This is a genomic window from Kitasatospora sp. NPDC058170, assembly GCF_042883905.1.
Lineage (GTDB): Bacteria > Actinomycetota > Actinomycetes > Streptomycetales > Streptomycetaceae > Kitasatospora.
The window spans coordinates 195717-217697 of the sequence record NZ_JBHVUV010000013.1; the positions used below are offsets into that span (position 1 = coordinate 195717).

General features: G+C 72.8%; 19 protein-coding genes. 17 read left to right on the top strand and 2 right to left on the bottom strand.

The features are described from left to right. Positions 1–5 precede the first annotated feature (5 nt). The 8 genes from hpnD to ACFVVX_RS17080 all read left to right on the top strand — a co-directional run bounded on the left by hpnD (position 6) and on the right by ACFVVX_RS17080 (position 10872). Entirely contained in the window at positions 6–863 is an 858-nt protein-coding gene (hpnD, locus tag ACFVVX_RS17045; RefSeq protein WP_387946219.1) for a presqualene diphosphate synthase HpnD, read from the top strand. 148 nt (positions 864–1011) lie between these two features. Then, positions 1012–2445 (top strand): hydroxysqualene dehydroxylase HpnE, encoded by a 1434-nt coding sequence (gene hpnE / locus ACFVVX_RS17050; RefSeq protein ID WP_387946153.1) that lies wholly within the window; start codon positions 1012–1014, stop codon positions 2443–2445. 128 nt (positions 2446–2573) lie between these two features. After that, positions 2574–3662 carry a polyprenyl synthetase family protein gene (locus tag ACFVVX_RS17055; RefSeq protein WP_387946155.1) on the top strand — a complete coding sequence of 363 codons (1089 nt, stop codon included), beginning with the start codon at positions 2574–2576 and terminating at the stop codon, positions 3660–3662. Between the two features lie 7 nt (positions 3663–3669). Continuing rightward, entirely contained in the window at positions 3670–5760 is a 2091-nt protein-coding gene (shc, locus tag ACFVVX_RS17060; RefSeq protein ID WP_387946157.1) for a squalene--hopene cyclase, read from the top strand. After that, a complete protein-coding gene (locus tag ACFVVX_RS17065; RefSeq protein WP_387946159.1) occupies positions 5757–6443 on the top strand; it encodes a 1-hydroxy-2-methyl-2-butenyl 4-diphosphate reductase in 687 nt (228 codons plus the stop codon). Before shc ends, ACFVVX_RS17065 begins: the two co-directional genes overlap by 4 nt. A 2-nt stretch (positions 6444–6445) precedes the next feature. Continuing rightward, a complete protein-coding gene (hpnH, locus tag ACFVVX_RS17070) occupies positions 6446–7471 on the top strand; it encodes an adenosyl-hopene transferase HpnH (RefSeq protein ID WP_387946161.1) in 1026 nt (341 codons plus the stop codon). Positions 7472–7565: 94 nt separating this feature from the next. Then, positions 7566–9476 carry a 1-deoxy-D-xylulose-5-phosphate synthase gene (gene dxs / locus ACFVVX_RS17075; protein ID WP_387946163.1) on the top strand — a complete coding sequence of 637 codons (1911 nt, stop codon included), beginning with the start codon at positions 7566–7568 and terminating at the stop codon, positions 9474–9476. Next, positions 9466–10872 (top strand): aspartate aminotransferase family protein, encoded by a 1407-nt coding sequence (locus ACFVVX_RS17080; protein ID WP_387946165.1) that lies wholly within the window; start codon positions 9466–9468, stop codon positions 10870–10872. Before dxs ends, ACFVVX_RS17080 begins: the two co-directional genes overlap by 11 nt. A gap of 89 nt (positions 10873–10961) precedes the next feature. Here ACFVVX_RS17080 and ACFVVX_RS17085 read toward each other — a convergent pair whose 3' ends face one another. Beyond that, positions 10962–11234, bottom strand: coding sequence for a DUF6343 family protein (locus ACFVVX_RS17085; protein WP_387946167.1), 273 nt, complete (start codon positions 11232–11234; stop codon positions 10962–10964). Positions 11235–11306: 72 nt separating this feature from the next. Between ACFVVX_RS17085 and ACFVVX_RS17090 the strand changes: the two genes are divergently transcribed. Beyond that, positions 11307–11495, top strand: coding sequence for an I78 family peptidase inhibitor (locus ACFVVX_RS17090; RefSeq protein ID WP_387946169.1), 189 nt, complete (start codon positions 11307–11309; stop codon positions 11493–11495). A gap of 423 nt (positions 11496–11918) precedes the next feature. Here the strand turns inward: ACFVVX_RS17090 and fabG are convergent, their stop codons facing one another. Next, a complete protein-coding gene (gene fabG / locus ACFVVX_RS17095; protein ID WP_387946171.1) occupies positions 11919–12686 on the bottom strand; it encodes a 3-oxoacyl-ACP reductase FabG in 768 nt (255 codons plus the stop codon). A gap of 358 nt (positions 12687–13044) precedes the next feature. Between fabG and ACFVVX_RS17100 the strand changes: the two genes are divergently transcribed. The 8 genes from ACFVVX_RS17100 to ACFVVX_RS17135 all read left to right on the top strand — a co-directional run bounded on the left by ACFVVX_RS17100 (position 13045) and on the right by ACFVVX_RS17135 (position 21866). Further along, positions 13045–13941, top strand: coding sequence for a MarR family winged helix-turn-helix transcriptional regulator (locus ACFVVX_RS17100; protein WP_387946173.1), 897 nt, complete (start codon positions 13045–13047; stop codon positions 13939–13941). 783 nt (positions 13942–14724) lie between these two features. Next, the gene (locus ACFVVX_RS17105) at positions 14725–16497 is read left to right on the top strand and encodes an ABC transporter transmembrane domain-containing protein (protein WP_387946175.1); all 1773 of its coding nucleotides are present in this window, start codon (positions 14725–14727) and stop codon (positions 16495–16497) included. Between the two features lie 43 nt (positions 16498–16540). Beyond that, positions 16541–18313, top strand: coding sequence for an ABC transporter ATP-binding protein (locus tag ACFVVX_RS17110; protein ID WP_387946177.1), 1773 nt, complete (start codon positions 16541–16543; stop codon positions 18311–18313). Positions 18314–18425: 112 nt separating this feature from the next. Then, positions 18426–18671 carry a LapA family protein gene (locus ACFVVX_RS17115; RefSeq protein ID WP_387946179.1) on the top strand — a complete coding sequence of 82 codons (246 nt, stop codon included), beginning with the start codon at positions 18426–18428 and terminating at the stop codon, positions 18669–18671. 29 nt (positions 18672–18700) lie between these two features. Then, complete coding sequence (locus tag ACFVVX_RS17120) at positions 18701–19447, top strand: amino acid ABC transporter ATP-binding protein (RefSeq protein WP_387946221.1); 747 nt, start codon at positions 18701–18703, stop codon at positions 19445–19447. A 7-nt stretch (positions 19448–19454) separates the two neighbouring features. Further along, on the top strand, positions 19455–20342 hold the full coding sequence (locus tag ACFVVX_RS17125; protein WP_387946181.1) for a glutamate ABC transporter substrate-binding protein: 888 nt from the start codon (positions 19455–19457) through the stop codon (positions 20340–20342). 13 nt (positions 20343–20355) lie between these two features. Continuing rightward, positions 20356–21000, top strand: a complete 645-nt coding sequence (locus tag ACFVVX_RS17130; RefSeq protein WP_387946183.1) for an amino acid ABC transporter permease — start codon at positions 20356–20358, stop codon at positions 20998–21000. Next, a complete protein-coding gene (locus tag ACFVVX_RS17135; protein ID WP_387946185.1) occupies positions 20997–21866 on the top strand; it encodes an amino acid ABC transporter permease in 870 nt (289 codons plus the stop codon). Before ACFVVX_RS17130 ends, ACFVVX_RS17135 begins: the two co-directional genes overlap by 4 nt. Positions 21867–21981: the final 115 nt, after the last annotated feature.

A 21981-nucleotide genomic window follows, 5' to 3' on the forward strand; every position in this document is an offset into this window, starting at 1 on the left:
AGGTCATGGCGGCGTACCGGTACTGCGAGGCAGTGACCGGACTGCAGGCCCGCAACTTCAGCTACGGCATCCGTCTGCTGCCCGAGTCGAAGCGGCTGGCCATGTCGGCCCTGTACGCCCTGGCCCGCCGGGTCGACGACATCGGCGACGGCGAGCTCCCCGGCGACCGCAAGGCCGAGGCCCTGCTGCGCACCCGCGAACTCCTCGACGAGATCCGCAGGGGCGTGGTCGCCGAGGACGACACCGACCCGATCAAGGTCGCCCTGGCGGACGCCGCCCGGCGCTTCCCGATCCCGCTCGGCGGCTTCGACGAGCTGATCGACGGCGTCGAGATGGACCTCAAGGGCGCCGAGTACCAGACGTACGAGGAGCTCAAGGTCTACTGCCGCTGCGTCGCGGGCGCGATCGGCCGGCTCTCGCTCGGCGTGTACGGCTGCGACGACCCGGAGCGGGGCGCGCAGTACGCCGACACCCTGGGCCTGGCGCTGCAGCTCACCAACATCCTCCGCGACCTGCGCGAGGACGCCCTGAACGGCCGCACCTACCTGCCCACCGAGGACCTGGTCCGGTTCGGCTGCGAGCAGGGCTTCGCACTGCCCAGGCCGCCGGTCGGCGCGGACTTCGCCGGACTGGTGTCGTTCGAGGCCGCCCGGGCCCAGGCCGCCTTCGAGGAGGGCCTGCGGCTGCTGCCGATGCTCGACCGGCGCAGCCGGGCCTGCACCGCGGCGATGGCCGGCATCTACCACCGGCTGCTCGGCCGGATCGCCGCCGACCCGGAGTCGGTCCTGCGCGGCCGGGTCTCGCTGCCGGGCTGGGAGAAGGCGTATGTCGCGCTTTCCGGGCTCGCCGGGGGGCGTTCTTGATTCTCGCCGCAGTTCTGTCACGCTGTGTCAGCGGGGAATCACTGATGGGTAGAGCCGTGTTGACCACGGCGGTGGGGAGCACGACCGTGCCGACCACGAGTGCGCCGGCCCCGAGCGGGCCGGGCGCCGGATACGAGGGGGAGGGCCGATGACCGGGCGAGCCGATGCCGCGCGCCCGGCCGCCGTCGTGGTCGGCGGCGGCCTTGCCGGGATCACCGCCGCGCTGCGGCTGGCCGAGGCCGACCACCGGGTCACCCTCGTCGAGGGCCGCCCGCGACTGGGCGGGCTGGCCTTCTCGTTCCAGCGCGGCGAGCTGACCGTCGACAACGGCCAGCACGTCTACCTGCGCTGCTGCACCGCCTACCGGGGCCTGATCGAGCGGCTCGGCGCGACCCGCCTGGTCCACCTCCAGGACCGGCTGGACGTCCCCGTGCTCGGCGTCTCCGGGCCATCGGGCGCCCCCGTGCGCACCCTCGGCCGGCTGCGGCGGGCCGGCCTGCCCGTCCCGCTGCACCTGGCCGGCAGCCTGGCCCGCTACCCGCACCTGGGCCCGGCCGACCGGGCCCGGGTGGTGCGCGGCGCCCTCGCCCTGCAGGGCCTGGACCTCGCCGACCCGGCGCTGGACGCCGTCTCCTTCGGTGACTGGCTGCGCCGCAACGGCCAGAACGAGCGCACCCTCGCCGCCATGTGGGACCTCGTCGGCGTCGCGACCCTCAACGCCCGGGCCGACCAGGTGTCGCTGGCCCTGGCCGCGATGGTCTTCAAGACCGGCCTGCTCTCCGATCCGGGCGCCTCCGACATCGGCATGGCCGCCGTCCCGCTCGGCGCGATCCACCACGACGCCGCGCTCGCCGAGCTGGAGCGCGCCGGCGTCAAGGTACGGCTGCGGACCCGAGCGGCGGAGCTCAAGCCCGGTGCGCCGCAGCACGCCGTCCACCTGGAGGGCGGCGAGCTGCTCACCGCCGACACCGTGGTGCTGGCCGGCGCCCAGGACGCCGCGGCGGCCCTGCTGCCGCCCGACGCCATCGACGGACAGCACCGGCTCGGCGAGTTCGGCACCGCGCCGATCCTCAACGTCCACGTGGTCTACGACCGCAAGGTGCTGCGCCGCCCGTTCTTCGCCGCGCTCGGCTCGCCGGTGCAGTGGGTCTTCGACCGCACCGCGCACTCCGGTCTGGCCGGGACGGACCTCGGCCGCGCCCACCCCGGCGCCCAGTACCTGGCACTGTCCCAGTCCGCCGTGCAGAGCGAGATCGAACTCCCGGTCGCCGAGCTGCGCCGCCGCTACCTGCCGGAGCTGGCCCGCCTGCTCCCGGCCGCCGGCGGTGCCGAGGTGCTGGACTTCTTCGTCACCCGCGAGCGCACCGCCACCTTCGACCCGGCCCCCGGCACGGCCGCGCTGCGCCCGCAGGCCCGCACGAACGTCCCCGGCCTGCTGCTGGCCGGCTCGTGGACCGCCACCGGCTGGCCCGCGACCATGGAGAGCGCCGTGCGCAGCGGCCACGCCGCCGCCGACGCCGCCCTCGCCGGCCTCGGCACCCGCTGTCCGGTGGACCGGGGTGACGGGAGGTGGCCCAGGTGACGCAGGGCCCCGCCGCCGGTGACCCCGGCGACCCCGCGAGATCCGGTGGCCGCGCCGCCGGCCCCATCGATATCGCAACCGCCCGGCCGCCCCGCGCGGTCCGGCACCACCAGGGAGAGGGAACGTACGTGGAGTCACGCACCGGCACTGCCGTCGGAGGCACGGCACACGCCGAACCGGTCTCGGTGCCGGAGCTGCTCGCCCGTAGCCGCGCGCTCTGCACCCCGCCGCTGAAGGCCACCGTCGCCCGTTTGGCGGCACCGATGGACACCGTCGCGGCCTACCACTTCGGCTGGATCGACCGGGACGGCACGCCGTCCGCGGGAGACGGCGGCAAGGCCGTCCGGCCCGCGCTGGCGCTGCTCTCCGCCCAGGTGACGGGGGCCCCGGCGGAGGCCGGCGTGCCGGGTGGGGTCTCCGTTGAACTGGTGCACAACTTCTCGCTGCTCCATGATGATCTGATGGACGGTGACGAGACCAGACGCCACCGGGCCACCGCCTGGACGGTCTTCGGTCCGGCCCAGGCGATCCTGGTCGGCGACGCCCTGGCGACGCTCGGTACGGAGGTGCTGCTCGACGCTGCCGTGACCGGTGGCGCGAGCCCCGTCGACGCCGCGCGCGCCGTCCGCCTGCTCACCACCGCCACCCGGCGCCTCATCGACGGCCAGGCCATGGACGTCGCCTTCGAACAGCGCGACACCGTGACGGTCGCCGAATGCCTGGAGATGGAGGGCGGCAAGACCGGTGCGCTGCTCGCCGCCGCCTCGGCGGTCGGTGCCGTCCTGACCGGCGCCGACGACCGGGTGTCCGACGCCCTCCAGCGCTACGGCCACCACCTCGGCCTCGCCTTCCAGGCGGTCGACGACCTGCTCGGCATCTGGGGTGCCACCGAGGTCACCGGCAAGCCGCACTGGGGGGACCTGCGCCAGCGAAAGAAGTCCCTGCCGGTCGCCGCGGCGCTCGCCGAGGGCGGCGCGGCCTCGCGCCGGCTCGCCGACCAGCTGGCCGACCCGAAGGGGCGCGGCGAGGAGAGCGAGCCCGAGCTCGCCGCCCGCGCCGCCCTGATCGAGGACGCCGGCGGCCGGGCCTGGACCCAGGAGGAGGCCCGCCGCCAGCACAGGACTGCCCTCGCCGCCTTGGACGAGGTGCCCATGCCCGACGGGGTGCGCGAGCACTTCGTCGCACTCGCCGAATTCGTGGTGGTACGAGAGAGGTGACGTTACGTTGACAGCAACCGCGGACGGCCGGCTCGACCCTGAGTACGATTCCGAGCCGGTCGCGGTGGGCGACCGCCCCCCGGCCCTGCCGAGTGCCGGGCGGTGGCAGCCCGAAGGGCCCGAACCGCTCCGGCCTGACGGCCGGGACCAACAGCAGTCCGGGCCCGCCTCCGCCGAGGAGGCGCTGGCCCGTGCCACCACCCACCTGCTCTCGCTACAGAGCTCGGAGGGCTGGTGGAAGGGTGACCTGGAGACCAACGTCACCATGGACGCCGAGGACCTCCTGCTGCGGCAGTTCCTCGGGATCCGAACGGAGGAGCAGACCAAGGCCACCGCCGAGTGGATCCGCTCCCAGCAGCGCGAGGACGGCACCTGGTCCACCTTCCACGGCGGACCGCCCGAGCTGTCCACCACCGTCGAGGCGTACGTCGCCCTCAAACTCGCGGGCGACGACCCGGGCGCCCCGCACATGCTCGCCGCCGCGCGCTACGTGCGCTCCGCCGGCGGAATCGCGTCCGCCCGGGTGTTCACCCGGATCTGGCTCGCGCTCTTCGGCTGGTGGCCCTGGGCACGGCTGCCCGAGATGCCGCCGGAGATCATCTTCCTGCCCAAGTGGCTCCCGCTGAACATCTACGCCTTCGGCTGCTGGGCCCGGCAGACCATCGTGCCGCTGACCGTCGTCTCGGCCCACCGCCCCGTGCGCCCCGCGCCCTTCCCGCTCACCGAGCTGCACACCGACCCGGAGAACCCCTTCCCCGAGCGCCCGCTCGCGCCGGCCACCACCTGGGACGGCATCTTCGAGCGCCTCGACAAGGTGCTGCACGCCTACCACCGCCGCGCGCTGCGCCCGCTGCGCCGACTGGCCGTCTCGCAGGCCTGCCGCTGGATCGTCGAACGGCAGGAGGCGGACGGCTGCTGGGGCGGCATCCAGCCGCCCGCCGTCTACTCGCTGATCGCCCTGCACCTGGAGGGCTACGAGCTGGAGCACCCGGTCGTGCAGGCCGGGCTGACCGCCTTCGACCGCTTCACCGTGCACACCGAGGACGGCCGGCGCTGGCTGGAGGCCTGCCAGTCCCCGGTCTGGGACACCTGCCTGGCCACCATCGCGCTGGTCGACGCCGGCCTGCCGGCCGACCACCCGGCGCTGGTCTCCGCCGTCGACTGGATGCTGGGCGAGGAGATCACCCGGCGCGGCGACTGGTCCGTCCAGCGCCCCTCGCTCGCCCCCGGCGGCTGGGCCTTCGAGTTCGAGAACGACACCTACCCCGACATCGACGACACCGCCGAGGTGGTGCTCGCACTGCGCCGGGTCGTCCATCCCGACCCGGCGAAGGTGGCCGGGGCGGTCGACCGGGGCGTCGGCTGGAACCTCGGGATGCAGTCCAAGAACGGCGCCTGGGGCGCGTTCGACGTCGACAACACCAGCACCCTGCCGAACAAGCTGCCGTTCTGCGACTTCGGCGAGGTGGTCGACCCGCCGTCCGCCGATGTCACCGCCCACGTGGTGGAGATGCTCGCCGAGGTCGGCAAGGGCAGGGACCCGCGGACCAGGCGGGGCGTGGAGTGGCTGCTGCGCAACCAGGAGGCCGACGGCTCCTGGTTCGGCCGCTGGGGCACCAACTACATCTACGGCACCGGCTCGGTGCTGCCCGCCCTGGTCGCGGTCGGCGTCCCGGAGGGGCACCCGGCGATCCGCCGCGCCGTCCGCTGGCTGGAGGACCGGCAGAACGCCGACGGCGGCTGGGGCGAGGACATGCGCTCCTACGAGGACCCGGCCCGCTGGGCCGGGCGCGGTGACTCCACCGCCTCGCAGACCGCCTGGGCGCTGATGGCGCTGCTCTCGGTCGGCGAGGGCCCGGACGGCCGGGCCAACCCGGCCGTCGAGGGCGGTGTCGACTGGCTGGTCCGCACCCAGCTGCCGGAGGGCACCTGGGACGAACCACAGTTCACCGGCACCGGCTTCCCCTGGGACTTCTCCATCAACTACCACCTCTACCGACTGGTCTTCCCGGTCACCGCGCTCGGCCGGTACCTGCACGGCAGCCCCGCCACCGGCCGGGAGGCCACCGGCACCCCGGCGATCGGGGCGGCCCGGTGACCCCCGCCCCCCTGCTGGTGCTCTGCGCGCTGGGCCCGGAGGTCTGGGCCCTGCGCGGCGGGGACTGGCGCGGCCCGGTCGGCGGTCCGCCCGTCCTGGTCCGGACCGGCATGGGCCGGCGGCGGGCCGCACACACCGTCAGACGGCTGCTCGGCTCGGCGCCCGGCGGCTACGGCGCCGTCGTGGTGGCCGGCTTCGGGGCCGCCGTGGCGCCGGGCATGGCTCCCGGCGACGTGATCGTCGCGAACGGGGTGCGCGATGCCGAAGGCCACCTCTTCGCGATCGACTCGGGCCCGGATCTCACCCGGGCCCTCAAGGTGCGCGGCCTGACGGTCCACACCGGCGTGCACCACACCGCCGACCACGTGGTGCGCGGCCTGGAGCGGCGCGCGCTGCACCTGCAGGGCGCGCTGGCCGTCGACATGGAGGCCGCGGCCGTGCTGGCGACCCTGAAGGAGCTGCGTCCGGCGCTGCCTGCGGCCGTCCTGCGGGTGGTCGTCGACACCCCGGAGCGGGAACTGTTCCGCCCCGGCACCCTGCCCGCCGGCGTCCGCGCCTGGCGGACCCTGCGCGCGACCGTGCCTGCCCTGGTCGCCTGGTACCACGAGAGCCGCCCGGCGGATCCGCAGCCGGACGCCGTCCACCACCCCACACCCTCGACGCTCCCTCAGGAGGCGAGCTAGCCATGGCCATGCCGTTGCGCCAAACCGTGCGGGTCGGCACCTACCTCATGCAGCAGAAGCTCAAGCGGCGGGACAAGTTCCCGCTGATCGTCGAGCTGGAACCGCTGTTCGCCTGCAACCTCGCCTGTGAGGGGTGCGGCAAGATCCAGCACCCGGCCGGGGTGCTGAAGCAGCGGATGCCGGTGGCGCAGGCGGTCGGCGCGGTGCTGGAGTCGGGTGCCCCGATGGTCTCGATCGCGGGCGGCGAGCCGCTGATGCACCCGCAGATCGACGAGATCGTGCGGCAGCTGGTCGAGCGCCGCAAGTACGTCTTCCTCTGCACCAACGCGCTGCTGCTGCGCAAGAAGCTGGACAAGTTCAAGCCCTCGCCGTACTTCACCTTCACCGTGCACATCGACGGGCTGCGCGAGCGGCACGACGAGTCGGTCGCCAAGGAGGGCACCTTCGACGAGGCCGTGGCGGCGATCAAGGAGGCCCAGCGGCGGGGCTTCCGGGTCACCACCAACAGCACCTTCTTCAACACCGACACCCCGCAGACCATCATCGACGTGCTGGACTACCTCAACGACGACCTCAAGGTCGAGGAGATGATGATCTCCCCGGCGTTCGCCTACGAGAAGGCCCCCGACCAGGAGCACTTCCTCGGCGTCGAACAGACCAGGGAGCTGTTCCGCAAGACCTTCGCCGGCGGCAACCGGCGGCGCTGGCGGCTCAACCACAGCCCGCTCTTCCTGGACTTCCTGGAGGGCAAGGTCGACTTCGAGTGCACCGCCTGGGGCATCCCCAACTACTCGCTGTTCGGCTGGCAGCGCCCCTGCTACCTGATGTCCGACGGCTACGTCCCCACCTACCGCGAGCTGATCGAGAAGACCGACTGGGACAAGTACGGCCGGGGCAAGGACCCGCGCTGCGCCAACTGCATGGCGCACTGCGGCTACGAGCCGACCGCCGTCCTCGCCACCATGGGCTCGCTCAAGGAGTCGCTGCGCGCGCTCACCGAGACCATCGCCTCCAACCGCGGCCACTGACCGCACCGCGCCCGGCACGGGAGGCGTCTTCCGTGCCGGGCGACCCCGCCACAGGGGGGGACCATCGCACCGCTCCGAGTCGTGAGGTGAACGCATGTCACTGCTCTCCAGCGTCAAGTCCCCGGCCGACCTGCGGAAGATTCCGGCCGCCGACCTCCCGCTCCTCGCCGAGGAGATCCGCGGCTTCCTGATCGACGCGGTCACCAGGACCGGCGGCCACCTCGGCCCGAACCTCGGCGTGGTCGAACTGACCATCGCACTGCACCGGGTGTTCGACTCCCCCTATGACCGCATCGTCTGGGACACCGGCCACCAGAGCTACGTCCACAAACTGCTCACCGGTCGCCAGGACTTCTCGAAACTGCGCGTCAGGGGCGGCCTCTCCGGTTATCCCTCGCGCGCCGAGTCCGAACACGACCTGGTCGAGAACTCGCACGCCTCCACCGCGCTGTCCTATGCCGACGGGCTCGCCAAGGCCGCCCAGCTGCTCGGCCAGCACGACCGGCAGACCGTCGCCGTGATCGGCGACGGCGCGCTCACCGGCGGCCTCGCCTGGGAGGCCCTCAACAACATCGCCGAGGCCCGCGAACGCCCCCTGGTCATCGTCGTCAACGACAACGAGCGCTCCTACGCCAAGACCGTCGGCGGCCTCGCCAACCACCTCGCCACGCTGCGCACCACCCAGGGCTACGAGCGGTTCCTCGCCCTCGGCAAGGGGGCCCTGCAGCGCACCCCGCTGGTCGGCCAGCCGATCTTCGACGCGCTGCACGGCGCCAAGAAGGGGTTCAAGGACGCCTTCGCCCCGCAGGGCATGTTCGAGGACCTCGGACTGAAGTACCTCGGCCCGATCGACGGCCACGACCCCGCCGCCGTCGAACAGGCGCTGCGCCAGGCGCGCGGCTTCGGCGGCCCGGTCATCGTGCACTGCCTGACCGTCAAGGGCCGCGGCTACCGGCCGGCCGAGCAGGACGAGGCCGACCGCTTCCACGCCGTCGGCCCGATCGACCCGTACACCTGCCTGCCCATCTCGCCCAGCGGAGGGGTCTCCTGGACCTCGGTGTTCGGCGAGGAGATGGTGGCGCTCGGCGCCGACCGGCCGGACGTGGTCGCGATCACCGCCGCGATGCTCCAACCGGTCGGACTCGCCAAGTTCGCCAAGGCCTACCCGGAGCGGACCTTCGACGTCGGCATCGCCGAGCAGCACGCCGTGACCAGCGCGGCCGGGCTGGCCACCGGCGGGCTGCACCCGGTGGTCGCGGTCTACGCGACCTTCCTGAACCGGGCCTTCGACCAGGTCCTGATGGACGTCGCCCTGCACCGCCTGGGCGTCACCTTCGTGCTGGACCGCTCCGGGGTGACCGGGCCGGACGGCGCCTCGCACAACGGCATGTGGGACATGTCGATCCTGCAGGTCGTCCCGGGCCTGCGGCTGGCCGCGCCGCGCGACGCCGACCAGCTCCGCGCCCAGCTGCGCGAGGCCGTCGGCGTCCCCGACGCGCCCACCGTGGTGCGCTTCCCCAAGGCCGACATCGGGCCCGCCGTCCCGGCCGTCGAGCGGATCGGCGGGGTGGACGTGCTGCTGCGCACCGGGGAGCTGCCGGAGATCCTGCTGGTCGCCGTCGGCACCACCGCCGCCGCCTGCCTGGACGCGGCCGCGCTGCTGCTCGCCGAGGGGTTCACCGCGACCGTGGTCGACCCGCGCTGGGTCAAGCCGGTGGACGCGGCGCTGCCCGTGCTGGCCGCCGCGCACCGGCTGGTCGTCACCGTGGAGGACAACGGCCGCACCGGCGGGGTCGGCGCGGCGATCGCCCAGGCACTGCGCGACGCCGGGGTGGACGTCCCGCTGCGGGTGCTCGGGCTGCCGCAGGAGTTCCTGGGCCACGGCTCCCGGGGAGAGATCCTGGAGGAGACCGGCCTCACCGGGACGGGAGTCGCCGCCCAGACCGCGGTCTTCGCCAAGCACCTGCTACCGATCCGAGGAGCGAACCAGCGCCATGCCGGCTGACCCCGACAGCACCGAAGCCCGCTTCGACCTCGCCGCCCTGATCGCCGAACGGGGCTCCGAGCGTTACGAGCTGCACAGCCGCTACCTCAATCCGCAGCTGCCGCGGATGCTGCACACCATCGGCTTCGACAGGTACTACGAGCGCGCCGAGGGCCCGTACTTCTACGACGCCGAGGGGCACGAGTACCTCGACATGCTGGCCGGGTTCGGCATCTTCGCGCTCGGCCGCCACCACCCGGTGGTGCGGTCGGCGATCCAGCAGGTGATGGACCTCGACCTGCCCGACCTGGTCCGCTTCGACTGCTCCCCGCTGCCCGGTCTGCTGGCCGAGCGGCTGCTCTCCCACGCGCCCGGGCTGGACCGGGTGTTCTTCGGGAACAGCGGGACGGAGGCGGTCGAGACGGCGCTCAAGTTCGCCCGGTACGCGACGGGGCGCAAGCGGATCCTCTACGCCGACCACGCCTTCCACGGGCTGACCACCGGGTCGCTCTCGGTCAACGGCGAGAGCGGATTCCGCAAGGGCTTCGACCCGCTGCTGCCGGACACCGCCATCCCGCTGGGCGACCTCGGCGCGCTGGCCAGGGAGTTGAAGAAGGGCGACGTCGCGGCGCTGATCGTGGAGCCGATCCAGGGCAAGGGCGTGCAGGCCGCCCCGCCGGGCTGGCTGCGCGCGGCGCAGGAGCTGCTGCACGACCACAAGGCGCTGCTGATCTGCGACGAGGTGCAGACCGGCATCGGGCGCACCGGGGAGTTCTTCGCCTACCAGCACGAGGAGGGCGTGCTGCCCGACCTGGTGTGCGCGGCCAAGGCGCTCTCCGGCGGCTACGTGCCGGTCGGGGCGACGCTCGGCAAGGGCTGGATCTTCGAGAAGGTCTACTCCTCGATGGACCGGGTGCTGGTCCACTCGGCCAGCTTCGGTGCCAACGCCCAGGCCATGGCGGCCGGGCTGGCGACCCTGGAGGTGCTGCGGGACGAGAAGGTGGTGGAGAACGCCCGCCGGATCGGCGACCTGTTCCGGGAGCGGCTGACCGCGCTGGTCGACCGGTACGAGCTGCTGGCCGACGTCCGGGGCAGCGGTCTGATGATCGGCATCGAGTTCGGCCGGCCGCGCTCGCTGAAGCTGCGGACCGGCTGGACGGCGCTCCAGGCGGCCCGCAAGGGGCTGTTCGCGCAGATGGTGGTCGTACCGCTGCTGCAGCGCCACCGGATCCTCACCCAGGTGTCCGGCGATCACCTGGAGGTGATCAAACTGATCCCACCCCTGATCATCACCGAACGGGACGTGGACCGGTTCATGGACGCCTTCGTCGACGTCATGGACGACGCGCACCGGGGGAGCGGCCTGATGTGGGACTTCGGACGGACCCTGGTCAAGCAGGCGGTCGGCAACCGCTGAGCGCCGCCGCGGTGCGGTCGGGGTGGGGTGGGGTGGGCCGGGGTGGGAGGTCGGCGGGGCCGGCTTCCCACTCCGTGGGAGACACCGCGTCAGAGCTCGGTCCGGCGGCGGCGGATGACGACCGCGAGATCGACCACGGCGAACAGGGTGAGAATCCCGCAGGCCACGGCGAAACCGGTCAGCGTGCCCCGGCTGGGGGCGCCGTTCTCGGGGGCGGCGGCGGCCCAGATCGCGAAGGCCGCGGTGGCGATCGCGAACAGCGGCGTGAAGGTGAGCGACAGCAGATAGCGGAGCTTCAGATCGCTGCGGGCGGTGGTGGGCTCGGTGCCGCTGCGCCAGCGCCTCGGTGTGGTGGTGCGCACGGGTGTTCACCTCCCGCCCGTCCGGTGCGGTCTACCATTCCAGCGTACGTCCGGGCGACCAGGGGAGGGGCGATGACGGACGCCGACGCCGAGGGCTACGCGGGGCTTCGGGTGGAGCGGGCCGAGGAGCTGGCCCGCCGGCACGGCTGGGCCTCGGTGCGGGTGCTCCCGCCCGGGGCGGCGATGACCATGGACTACCGGGAGGGCCGGCTCAACCTCGCCGTGCGCGACGGGGTGGTGCAGCGCAGCTGGGAGGGGTGAGAGCGCCGCGGTCGGCGGGGGCGGGTATGGGGCGGCCGGGAGGGTGCGGGGTGTCGCGGTACGGCGGGTGGGGCGCGCGGCGGCTGCGGGCGATCCGGTCCTCGGTGGCCGTCACCAGCGGCTCCAGCTTCACCGAGCCGACCGTTCGCGGCGGGTGTTCAGGTTCTCCGGAAGTTCACTCGGCGCTTGCACGGTGGTGACCCTACCCACCGCGGCGGCGCTGTTCCGGGGGAATTCCAATGTGTCGGGGAAAGCGTTATCGCGATCGAAAGTCGGCTGGTCAGGGCCGGTTTCCCGGTATTCTCCGATCGAATTTTCTGGCAGTTTTCGAAAAGAGGTTCAGTGGGGTCGGGAAAGCGGACGGAGTGGGAGTCCGGCCGGGCCGGCTTCCCACTCCGTGGTAACCCTGGGTAGCTCGGTCGGTCAGTCGAGCGGGCCGCCGGCGACGTAGATGACCTGGCCGGACACGAAGCCGGCGCCCTCGCTGGCCAGGAAGGAGATGGTGTGCGCGATGTCCTCGGGGACCCCGACCCGCTGCACCGGGATCTGCGAGGCGGCGGCGAGCTTGAAGTCCTCGAACTCCATGCCGACCCGGGCGGCGGTGGCGGCCGTCATGTCGGTGGCGATGAAGCCCGGGGCGACGGCGTTGGCGGTGATGCCGAACTTGCCCAGCTCGATGGCGAGGGTCTTGGTGAAGCCCTGCAGACCGGCCTTGGCGGCGGAGTAGTTGGCCTGGCCGCGATTGCCCTGGGCGGAGGAGGAGGAGAGGTTGACCACCCGGCCGAAGCCGGCGTCCACCATGTGCTTCTGGACCGCGCGGGTCATCAGGAAGGCGCCGCGGAGGTGAACGTTCATGACCGTGTCCCAGTCGGACTCGGACATCTTGAAGAGCAGGTTGTCGCGCAGTACGCCCGCGTTGTTGACCAGGACGACCGGGGCGCCGAGTTCGGCCGCGATCCGGTCCACGGCCGCCTGGACCTGTCCGGCGTCGGAGACGTCGGCGCCGACCGCGAGGGCCCGGCCGCCGGCCGCGGTGATCCGGTCGACGGTGTCCTTGCCGGCGGCCTCGTCCAGGTCGACCACGGCGACCGCGTAGCCGTCGGCGGCGAGGCGCAGGGCGGTGGCGGCGCCGATACCACGGGCGGCGCCGGTGACGACCGCGACCTTCGGGGCGGTGCTCTGCTCGGTCATGCTCGCTCTCGTCTCTCTCGGAGGGTGGACCGCTGAGGGTGCCATACCCTACCGGCCAGTAGGGTTCGCGGCCAGAGCAGAGAGTCGCAGGTGACCGTGGGTAAGGACCGACCGGTCGGCTTTCTCCTGCGAACGGGTTACCGCCGGTGTGGCACGGCGCGTAAATATGCCAATGTTGCCGAACCTGCGTCTACTATCCGCCCCTGCCTGCCAGCGAGGGCCTGCCGTTTGTATAGTGTCCGCCAGCAGCCACCGGCTGCACGGCTGGAGCGCCCTCCCTCATAGCGGGACGCCCACTCGCCGTTACTGCCCCACCCGGGTGTCCCACACACACCGGGTGTGACATCGGGACGGATACATGGTGCTGGGGGAGATCCCGACGACCCGCGTGTCTGCGCGACTGCAGCAGTCGCCCGGACACCTCATCCGCGTTGCACAGCAGGTTCACACCCGTCTGTGGTCCGAACACGTCGGAGCCGATCTCACGGCTCCGCAGTTCGCCGTACTGCTGGTCCTCGCCCTGGAACCGGGTGCTGACCAGCGGACGGTCGGCGAGCGCGCCTCGCTGGACAAGGCCACGATGGCCGAGATGGTCGCGCGGCTGGTCCGCCGCGGCCTGGTGCTGCGAAGGCGCGATCCGGCCGACGGCCGGCGCAAGCTGCTCGCTCTTTCGCAGAGTGGCGCCCAAGCGGTGCGCGAGGCCACCGGCGGAGTGGTCCGCGTGCAGCGCACGCTCTTCGAGCCGCTCACGGCGGAGGAGCAGCTGGAAATCGTCCGCGTGATGGCCAAGATAGCCAGGTTGGAGCCCGCCGCGGTCGCCGTCCTCACCGACGCGCGACCGATGCTGGACGCCCAGCGGGCGATCGGCTACCTGATCAGGGTGAGCCAGCAGGTTCACACCAAGCTCTGGTCGGAGCACGTCGGTTCGGAGCTGACGGCGCCGCAGTACGCGGTGCTCGACGCGCTCGAACTGGAGCCGGGCGCCGATCAGCGCACGGTGGGCGAGCTCGCCTCGCTGGACAAGGCGACGATGGCCGAGATGGTCAGCCGTCTCGTCCGCCGCGGCCTGGTGCAGCGCCGGCGCGACCCCTCGGACGGGCGGCGCAACCTGCTGTCGCTCTCGCCGGCGGGCCAGGACCTGCTGCACCGCTCGGCCGCGGGTGTGGCCCAGGTCCAGCGGCTGTTGCTGGCTCCGTTGGAGGAGGAGGAACACGAGCAGGCCTTGGCGCTGATTGCCAAGGCGGGCCGGCTGTAGGCTCCGTCTTTCGAGCGCCAGCCAAAACGATTCGCCAACATACCGAAGGCCGTCGACCCGTCAGCGGGAAGGCGGCCTTCGGTGTTGACGCGGCCCCGGGGCGGGTGCGGGCGGTGGTGAGCGGGGCCCTGGGGGCCCGGGGCCGGCCGCACGCCGCAGCCGCGCCCGGGGAGCGGCGCGCCGGTGGCCCGGGTGGCGCCGGGGGTCCTGCTCACGGGTGCCCTCCTGCTCGTCTGCTCGTCCAGATGGCTTGCTCGTCGTCGGCCGGTCGTCGTCGCGCCCGTCGGCCGGTCGTACGCCCGGTCGCGGCTCGATCGTTCAGATGCGTGCTTGTTAAGGGAGTTCTCATGGAGCCAACCGGTGGCGGCCCGGATTTTGTTCCCGGCCGGACCGGGATTCTCCGCGGACCCGTACGGGTGTGCGGAGGGGCGAGACCCCCTCCCGGGGGCGGGGGAGCGCCGCTCCGGGGTGCGGCGCTGGTCCGGGGCGGGATACCGCGCGGGGAGGGGCGTGCGGGGGGGCGTGCGGGCCGGTAAAACCTGTTGCGCAGGTCACACCGGGGTTGGCAGGCTCGCTGCCATGACCTCCTGACCCGCACCCCGCCGGAGCGGCCGTGACCACACCGGCCGCCCGCCGCGCCCATGCCCCGCGCTCGCGCCACCACGCCCGTGGCGCGTCGCCCCGACACCACCCGACGCCGCGCCGCCGTGCCCGAGACCCGGGCCCGAGCGTGCCCGGCGCGTGCTCGCGCCACCCGTCCGTACCACCCTGCAACGGAGCGTCATGCCGCTCAAGACCCTGCCGCTGGCCGACCCCGGCAGCCCCGACCTCTCCTCACCGCTCGCCTTCCTGCGCTGGCTGCAGCGCAGCCAACGGCGCGGCCAGGTGCTCTCCACCTGCTGGGCGCTGCTGGAGATGGGCGGCCAGGCGGCCCTGCCGGTACCGCTGGGCCGAGGCGTCCAGGCCGCCGTCGACGGGGACGGCGCCGGCATCTGGTCGGCCGGCGCCGCCGCGCTGGCCCTCGCCGTGGTCTCCGCCGTCGGCAGCGTGCTGCTGCACCGCCAGGCGGTGTGGAACTGGATCACCGCCGCCACCCAGGTGCGCCAGCTGGTGGCCCGCCAGGCCTCCCGGCTCGGCGCCGGACTCTCCCGCCGGATCGCCACCGGTGAGATCGTCGCCGTCGGCAGCGGGGACGTCGAGAAGATCGGCTGGTACGTCGAGCTGGTCGCCCGGGTCCGCGCCGCGGTGCTGGTCTGGCTGGCGGTCAGCTGCGCCGTCCTGGTGACCCAGCCGCTGCTCGGCCTCGCCGTGCTGCTCGGCGTCCCGGTGCTCGCCGCCGCCGTCTGGCCGCTGCTCGGGCCGTTCGAGAGGCGCTACTCGGAGCAGCGCGCGCTCGGCGGCAAGGCCACCGAGCTGGCCGCCGACACCGTGGCCGGGCTGCGGGTGCTGCGCGGCATCGGCGGCGAGGAGCTGTTCCTCGACCGCTACCGGGCCGCCTCCCAGAAGGTCCGGGCCGCCGCCGTCCGCTCGGCCCGGCTCTGGTCGCTGATGCAGGCCCAGCAGGTGCTGCTGCCGGGACTTTTCGTGGTCGGTGTCACCTGGTACGGCGCGCACCTGGCGGCCACCGGGCGGATCGGCATCGGCACCCTGGTCGCGGTCTACGGCTCCACCGCGTTCCTGGCCGCGCCGCTGCGCATCCTCGGCGAGGCCGCGCACGCCTGGAGCGTCGCCCGGGTCTCCGCCGGGCGGGCCGCCCGGGTGCTCTCGCTCAACCGGACCGACGGCACCGCCGAGGCCGCGCTGAGCCGGCCAGGGCAGGGCGACCTCCACGACCCGGCCAGCGGGCTGACCGCCCGCGCCGGCCGGCTGACGGCCGTGGTCTGCGGGGATCCGGACTACGCCGGCGCGCTCGCCGAGCGGCTCGGCGGGCACGTCCCGCTGGCCGAGGGCGAGTCGGCGCAGCCCTCCGCCCGGCTCGGCGGCATCGAGCTGGACACCGTCCCGCTGGCCGAGGCCCGCGCCGCGGTACTGGTCCACGACAAGGAGCCGGTGCTGCTCTCCGGCACCCTGGCCGAGCTGCTGGACATCCCGGCCTCCGGCCGGGTCGAGCCCGCCGTCGCGCTGGCCGCCGCCCGTGCCGAGGACGTGCTGGAGGCCCTGGTGGACGGCTCGCCCGACTGCGCGGGGGACGCCATGCAGGCGCGGATCACCGAGCGCGGCCGCTCGCTCTCCGGCGGCCAGCGCCAGCGGCTGGCGCTGGCCCGCTCGCTGCTGGCCGACCCGCCGGTGCTCGTCCTGGACGAGCCGACCAGCGCGGTCGACGCCCACACCGAGTCCCGGATCGCGGCCGGGCTGCGCAAGAGCCGCGAGGGGCGCACCACCGTGGTCTTCGCGACCAGCCCGCTGCTGCTCGACCAGGCCGACCGGGTGGTGCTCGTCCAGGACGGCCGGGTCGCCGCGACCGGCGTCCACCGGGAGCTGATGCGCACCGAGCCCCGCTACCGCGCCGTGGTCACCCGCGACGAGGAGCCCGCCCCGGTCGGGGAGGGCGTGTGAACCGCAGGACCGCACACCGGACCGGACCGTCGAGGAGTACGTCATGAAGCCCCCCGTCCATCAGGAGCAGGGGCCGGCCACCACCCTGCCGGTCGGCTCCCCGGCCGCCGTGCGCGCCTACCTGCGGTTGCTGGCCCGGCGCCACCGGTCCGGCTTCTCCTCGGTGGTGGCGCTGCACTCGGTGGCCACCGTGGCCGGGCTGGTCGGGCCGTGGGTGCTCGGCACCCTGGTCCAGTCGCTGGCCACGGACACCGCGGAGAGCACCATCGCGGTCGCCGTCGGCTGGTACGTGCTGGCGCTGCTGGTGCAGTCCGCCTTCACCTGGTGGTCCCGGCTGCGCGGCAGCGTCCTCGGCGAGCGGGTGCTCGCCGACCTGCGGGAGGACTTCCTGGTCCGCTCGGTCGCCCTGCCGCCCGGCGTGCTGGAGCGGGCCGGCACCGGGGACCTGGTCTCCCGGGGCACCACCGACATCGACCGGCTCGACAAGTCCGTCCGCGAGGCGGTGCCGGAGCTGGCCGTCGCGGTGGTCTCGCTGCTGCTGGTGCTGGGCGCCCTGGTGGTCACCTCGCCGCTGCTCGCGCTCACCTCGGTGATCGGGCTGCCGCTGCTGCTGGCCAGCTCCCGCTGGTACTTCCGGCGCGCCCCGCAGTCCTACCGGAACGAGTCGGCCGGCTACGCCGCGGTGAACACCGTGCTGGCGGAGACGGTGGACGCCGGGCGGACGGTCGAGACGCTGCGGCTGGGCGACGACCGGATCCGGCTGACCGACCGCAAGCTCGCCGAGTGGCTCGCCTGGGAGCGCTACACGCTCTGGCTGCGCTCGGTCTGGTTCCCGACCATCGACGTGGCCTACACCCTGGCGGTGCTCGGCACCCTGGTGATCGGCGGGCTGTTCACCCTCCGCGGCTGGATCACCGTCGGCGAGCTGACCACCGGCGTGCTGTACGCCCAGGCGCTCACCGGTCCGGTCGACCTGATCCTGCGGTGGTACGACGAGCTGCAGATCGGCCAGGCCTCGCTGGCCCGGCTGGTGGGGGTGCGGGAGGTGCCCGAGCAGGAGAGCGACCTGGACATGCACCCGAAGGGGCGCCAGGTCGAGGCCAAGGATGTCCGGTTCGGCTACCGGGAGGGCTCGGACGTCCTGCACGGCATCAGCCTGGACGTCGCCCCGGGCAGCCGGGTCGCGCTGGTCGGGCCGTCGGGCGCGGGCAAGTCCACCCTCGGCCGACTGCTGGCCGGGATCTACGCGCCCGGCCGGGGTACCGTCACGCTGGGCGGGGCGGCGCTGTCGCGGATGCCGGCCGAGCGGGTCCGGGCGCAGGTGGCGCTGGTCAACCAGGAGCACCACGTCTTCGTCGGCACCCTGCGGGACAACCTGCGGCTGGCCGCGCCGGACGCGGACGACACCGAGCTGCGCAGCGCGCTGGACGCGGTGGACGCCGGCGAGTGGGTGGACGCGCTGGCACAGGGCCTGGACACCGAGGTCGGCTCGGGCGGCGCCGTGCTGACCCCGCCGCAGGCGCAGCAGCTGGCGCTGGCCCGGCTGGTGCTGGCCGACCCGCACACCCTGGTCCTGGACGAGGCCACCTCGCTGCTGGACCCGCGGGCCGCCCGGCACCTGGAGCGCTCGCTCTCCCGGGTGCTGGAGGGCCGCACGGTGATCGCCATCGCGCACCGGCTGCACACCGCGCACGACGCGGACGTGATCGCCGTGGTCGAGGGCGGGCGGATCAGCGAGTACGGCAGCCACCCCGAGCTGGTGGCGGCCGGCGGCCCGTACGCGGCGCTCTGGCGCTCCTGGCGGGACGAGCGGTAGCCGGGGCCCACGGCCCCGCGCGGGAAACCCGTGCGGGGCCGTATTGCCCCGTGCGGGTTACTCCCGGGCGCGTAACCGGACACAACGGCCGACAGGCCCGCAGACTGCGCGTGTGACCAAGATTTCAGACGGCTCGTCCGGTTCGAAGCGCAGCGAGATCGGGGGAATCCCCACCCGGTACATCGGGATCGGCGTCATCGTCGTCCTCGCTGTGTGGTTCCTGTTCGCCAACCTCGACAAGGTGAAGATCCAGTTCTGGGTGTTCACCGTGACCGCGCCGCTCTGGATCGCGCTGCTGGCCACCCTGGTCGCCGGGGGTGCCCTGGGCTGGCTGCTGAAGGGCCGGCGCGGGAAGTGACCGCCCCTGTCGCCCGGTCCGGCGCCGAGATGTCCGCCTTCACCCCGCTGATCGAGCTGCGCGGCGTCAACAAGCACTTCGGCGACCTGCACGTGCTGCAGGACATCGAGCTGACGATCGGCCGCGGCGAGGTGGTCGTGGTGATCGGGCCCTCCGGCTCCGGCAAGTCCACCCTCTGCCGGGCGATCAACCGCCTGGAGCCGATCGAGGCCGGCACCATCGTGATCGACGGCCGCCCGCTGCCCGAGGAGGGCAAGGGGCTGGCCGGTCTGCGGGCGGACGTCGGGATGGTCTTCCAGTCGTTCAACCTGTTCGCGCACAAGACCGTGCTGCAGAACGTCTCGCTGGCGCAGATCAAGGTCCGCGGCCGGTCCAGGGCGGAGGCGGACGCCAAGTCCCGTGCGCTGCTGGACCGGGTGGGGCTCGCCTCGCAGGCCGACAAGTACCCGGCCCAGCTCTCCGGCGGCCAGCAGCAGCGCGTGGCGATCGCGCGGGCGCTGGCGATGGAGCCGAAGGCGCTGCTCTTCGACGAGCCGACCTCGGCCCTCGACCCCGAGATGATCAACGAGGTCCTGGACGTGATGCGCCAGCTCGCGCACGAGGGCATGACGATGGTGGTGGTCACCCACGAGATGGGGTTCGCCCGCGCCTCCGCGAACCGGGTGGTCTTCATGGCCGACGGGCGGATCGTCGAGGACCGCGCCCCCGAGGACTTCTTCGGCGCCCCCGAGAGCGAGCGCGCCCGGGACTTCCTGTCCAAGATCCTGAAGCACTGAGGCCGCCGTGAAGAGGATCACGACCGCCGCGCTCCTGGTGGTGCTGCTCGCCGGCTGCGGCAAGGACGGCACCCCGCCGCCCAAGGGGCCGCAGCCCAGCGCCCTGCCCAGCTACCAGGTGCGGAGCGGCGCGGAGATCACCGGCTCGCCCACCCTGGACGCCGCGCGCAGCCGCGGCCACCTGGTGGTCGGCGCCAAGGAGGACCAGCCCTACCTCGGGCAGAAGAACCCGGCCACCGGCCAGTACTCCGGCTTCGACATCGAGATCGCCAAGATGGTCGGCGCCGACCTGGGGTTCGCGCCCGACCGGATCGAGTTCAAGACGATCGCCTCGGCCAACCGCGAGACCGCCCTGCAGAACGGCCAGGTCGACTACTACGTGGGCACGTACACCATCAACGACAACCGAAAGAAGCTGGTCGGCTTCGCCGGGCCGTACTACCTGGCGGGCCAGTCGCTGCTGGTGCGCAGGAACGACGACACCATCCACGGTCCCGAGGACCTGGACGGCAGGAAGGTCTGCTCGGCGGCGGGCTCCACGCCGGCCCAGCGGATCGAGAAGCAGTACCCGAAGGCCAGGCTGGTCACCTACGACACCTACTCGGCCTGCGTGGACAACCTGATCACCGCCCAGGTGGACGCCGTCACCACCGACAACACCATCCTGATGGGCTACGCGGCCAAGGTGCCGGACGAGCTCAAGGTGGTCGGCCCGCTGTTCTCCCAGGAGCCGTACGGGATCGGCACGCCGAAGAACGACACCGTGCTGCGCGGCGCGCTGAACGACGCGCTCGCGCACCACGAGGAGAACGGCGACTGGAGGAAGGCGTACGACGCCACCCTCGGCCTCTCCGGGGTGCCCGCGCCCACCCCGCCGCCGATCGACCGGTACTGAGAGGAGCCGCGCTGTGAAGACGCTGACCGACAACTGGTCGACCTACTGGCACGGCTTCCTCGGGACGCTCTCGCTGTTCCTGGTGAGCGCCGTGCTGTCGCTGGCGCTCGGAGTGCTGATCGCGAGCTTCCGGGTCTCGCCGGTGAAGCCGCTGCGGGTGTTCGGCACCGCCTGGGTGACGCTGCTGCGCAACACCCCGCTGACCCTGCTGTTCTTCATCGTGGTGCTGGGCCTGCCGCGGTTCGACATCACGCTGCCGTTCTTCACCTTCGCGGTGCTCGCGCTCGGCTGCTACACCTCGGCGTTCGTCTGCGAGGCGATGCGGTCGGGCGTCAACACCGTGCCCGTCGGGCAGGGGGAGGCGGCCCGCAGCCTGGGCATGACCTTCGGCCAGACGATGGGCCTGGTGGTGCTGCCGCAGGCCTACCGGTCGGTGGTCGCGCCGATCGGCAGCGTCATGATCGCGCTGGCCAAGAACACCGCGATCGCGGGCTCCTTCAGCGTGACCGAGCTGCTCGGCTCCTACCGGACCATCAACGAGCTCGGCTACGGCATCGTCTGGACCTTCGTCTGGATCGCCGTCGGCTACCTGATCATCACCCTGGCCGTCAGTGCCGTGTTCACCCTGCTGGAACGACGACTGGCGGTGTCGCGATGACGGCGGAATCCTCGGCGCTCTACGACATCCCGGGGCCCAGGGCGCTCGCCCGGCACCGGCTGTACGGCGCGATCGCGCTGGTGGCCATCCTCGGGCTGGTCGGGTGGATCGTCTACATGCTCTTCCACACCGACCAGTTCACCGCCGAGAAGTGGACGCCCTTCGAGTACAAGGGCGTCCAGGAGCTGCTGCTGCGCGGTCTCGGGAACACGCTGAAGGCCTTCGGCTGGACGGTGCTGTTCGCGCTGCCGTTCGGTGCGCTGTTCGCGGCCGGGCGGCTCTCCGACCACCGGGTGGTGCGCTGGCTCTCCACGCTGGTGGTGGAGTTCTTCCGGGCGATGCCGCTGCTGGTGATGATCTTCTTCATCTTCGTCGCGCTCAAGGTGGAGCCGCTCTGGGCGCTGGTGGCCGGGCTGGTGCTCTACAACGGATCGGTGCTGGCCGAGGTGTTCCGGGCGGGCGTGCTGGCGGTGCCCAAGGGACAGAAGGAGGCGGCGTTCGCGCTCGGCATGCGCAAGACGCAGGTGATGGCCTACGTGCTCGTGCCGCAGGCCAACCGGGCGATGCTGCCGGCCATCATCAGCCAGCTGGTGGTGGCCCTCAAGGACACCTCGCTGGGGTTCCTGATCACCTACGAGGAGTTCCTGCACGCCGGCAAGCTGATCGCCACCAACCTGGACTACGACCTGCCGTTCATCCCGGTGGTGCTGGTGATCACCCCGATCTACATCGGGATGTGCCTGTTGCTCTCCTGGCTGGCCCGCTGGGTCGAGCGCCGCAGCCGGCGCAGCCCGAGCATGCGCGGCGGGGCGCCGGTGGCCCGGGCCGAGGTGTCGATGGGCCTGCCACCGACTCCCCGGCAGTGATGGGGCGGACGGTTCGCGGGTAAACCATAGGTGCTGCCGGGGTTATCTCCGAGACCTCCAAAATCTGCTTATGATTACCCCGAACGGGGGCAAGCAGACGGGTGGTCGGAGGGTC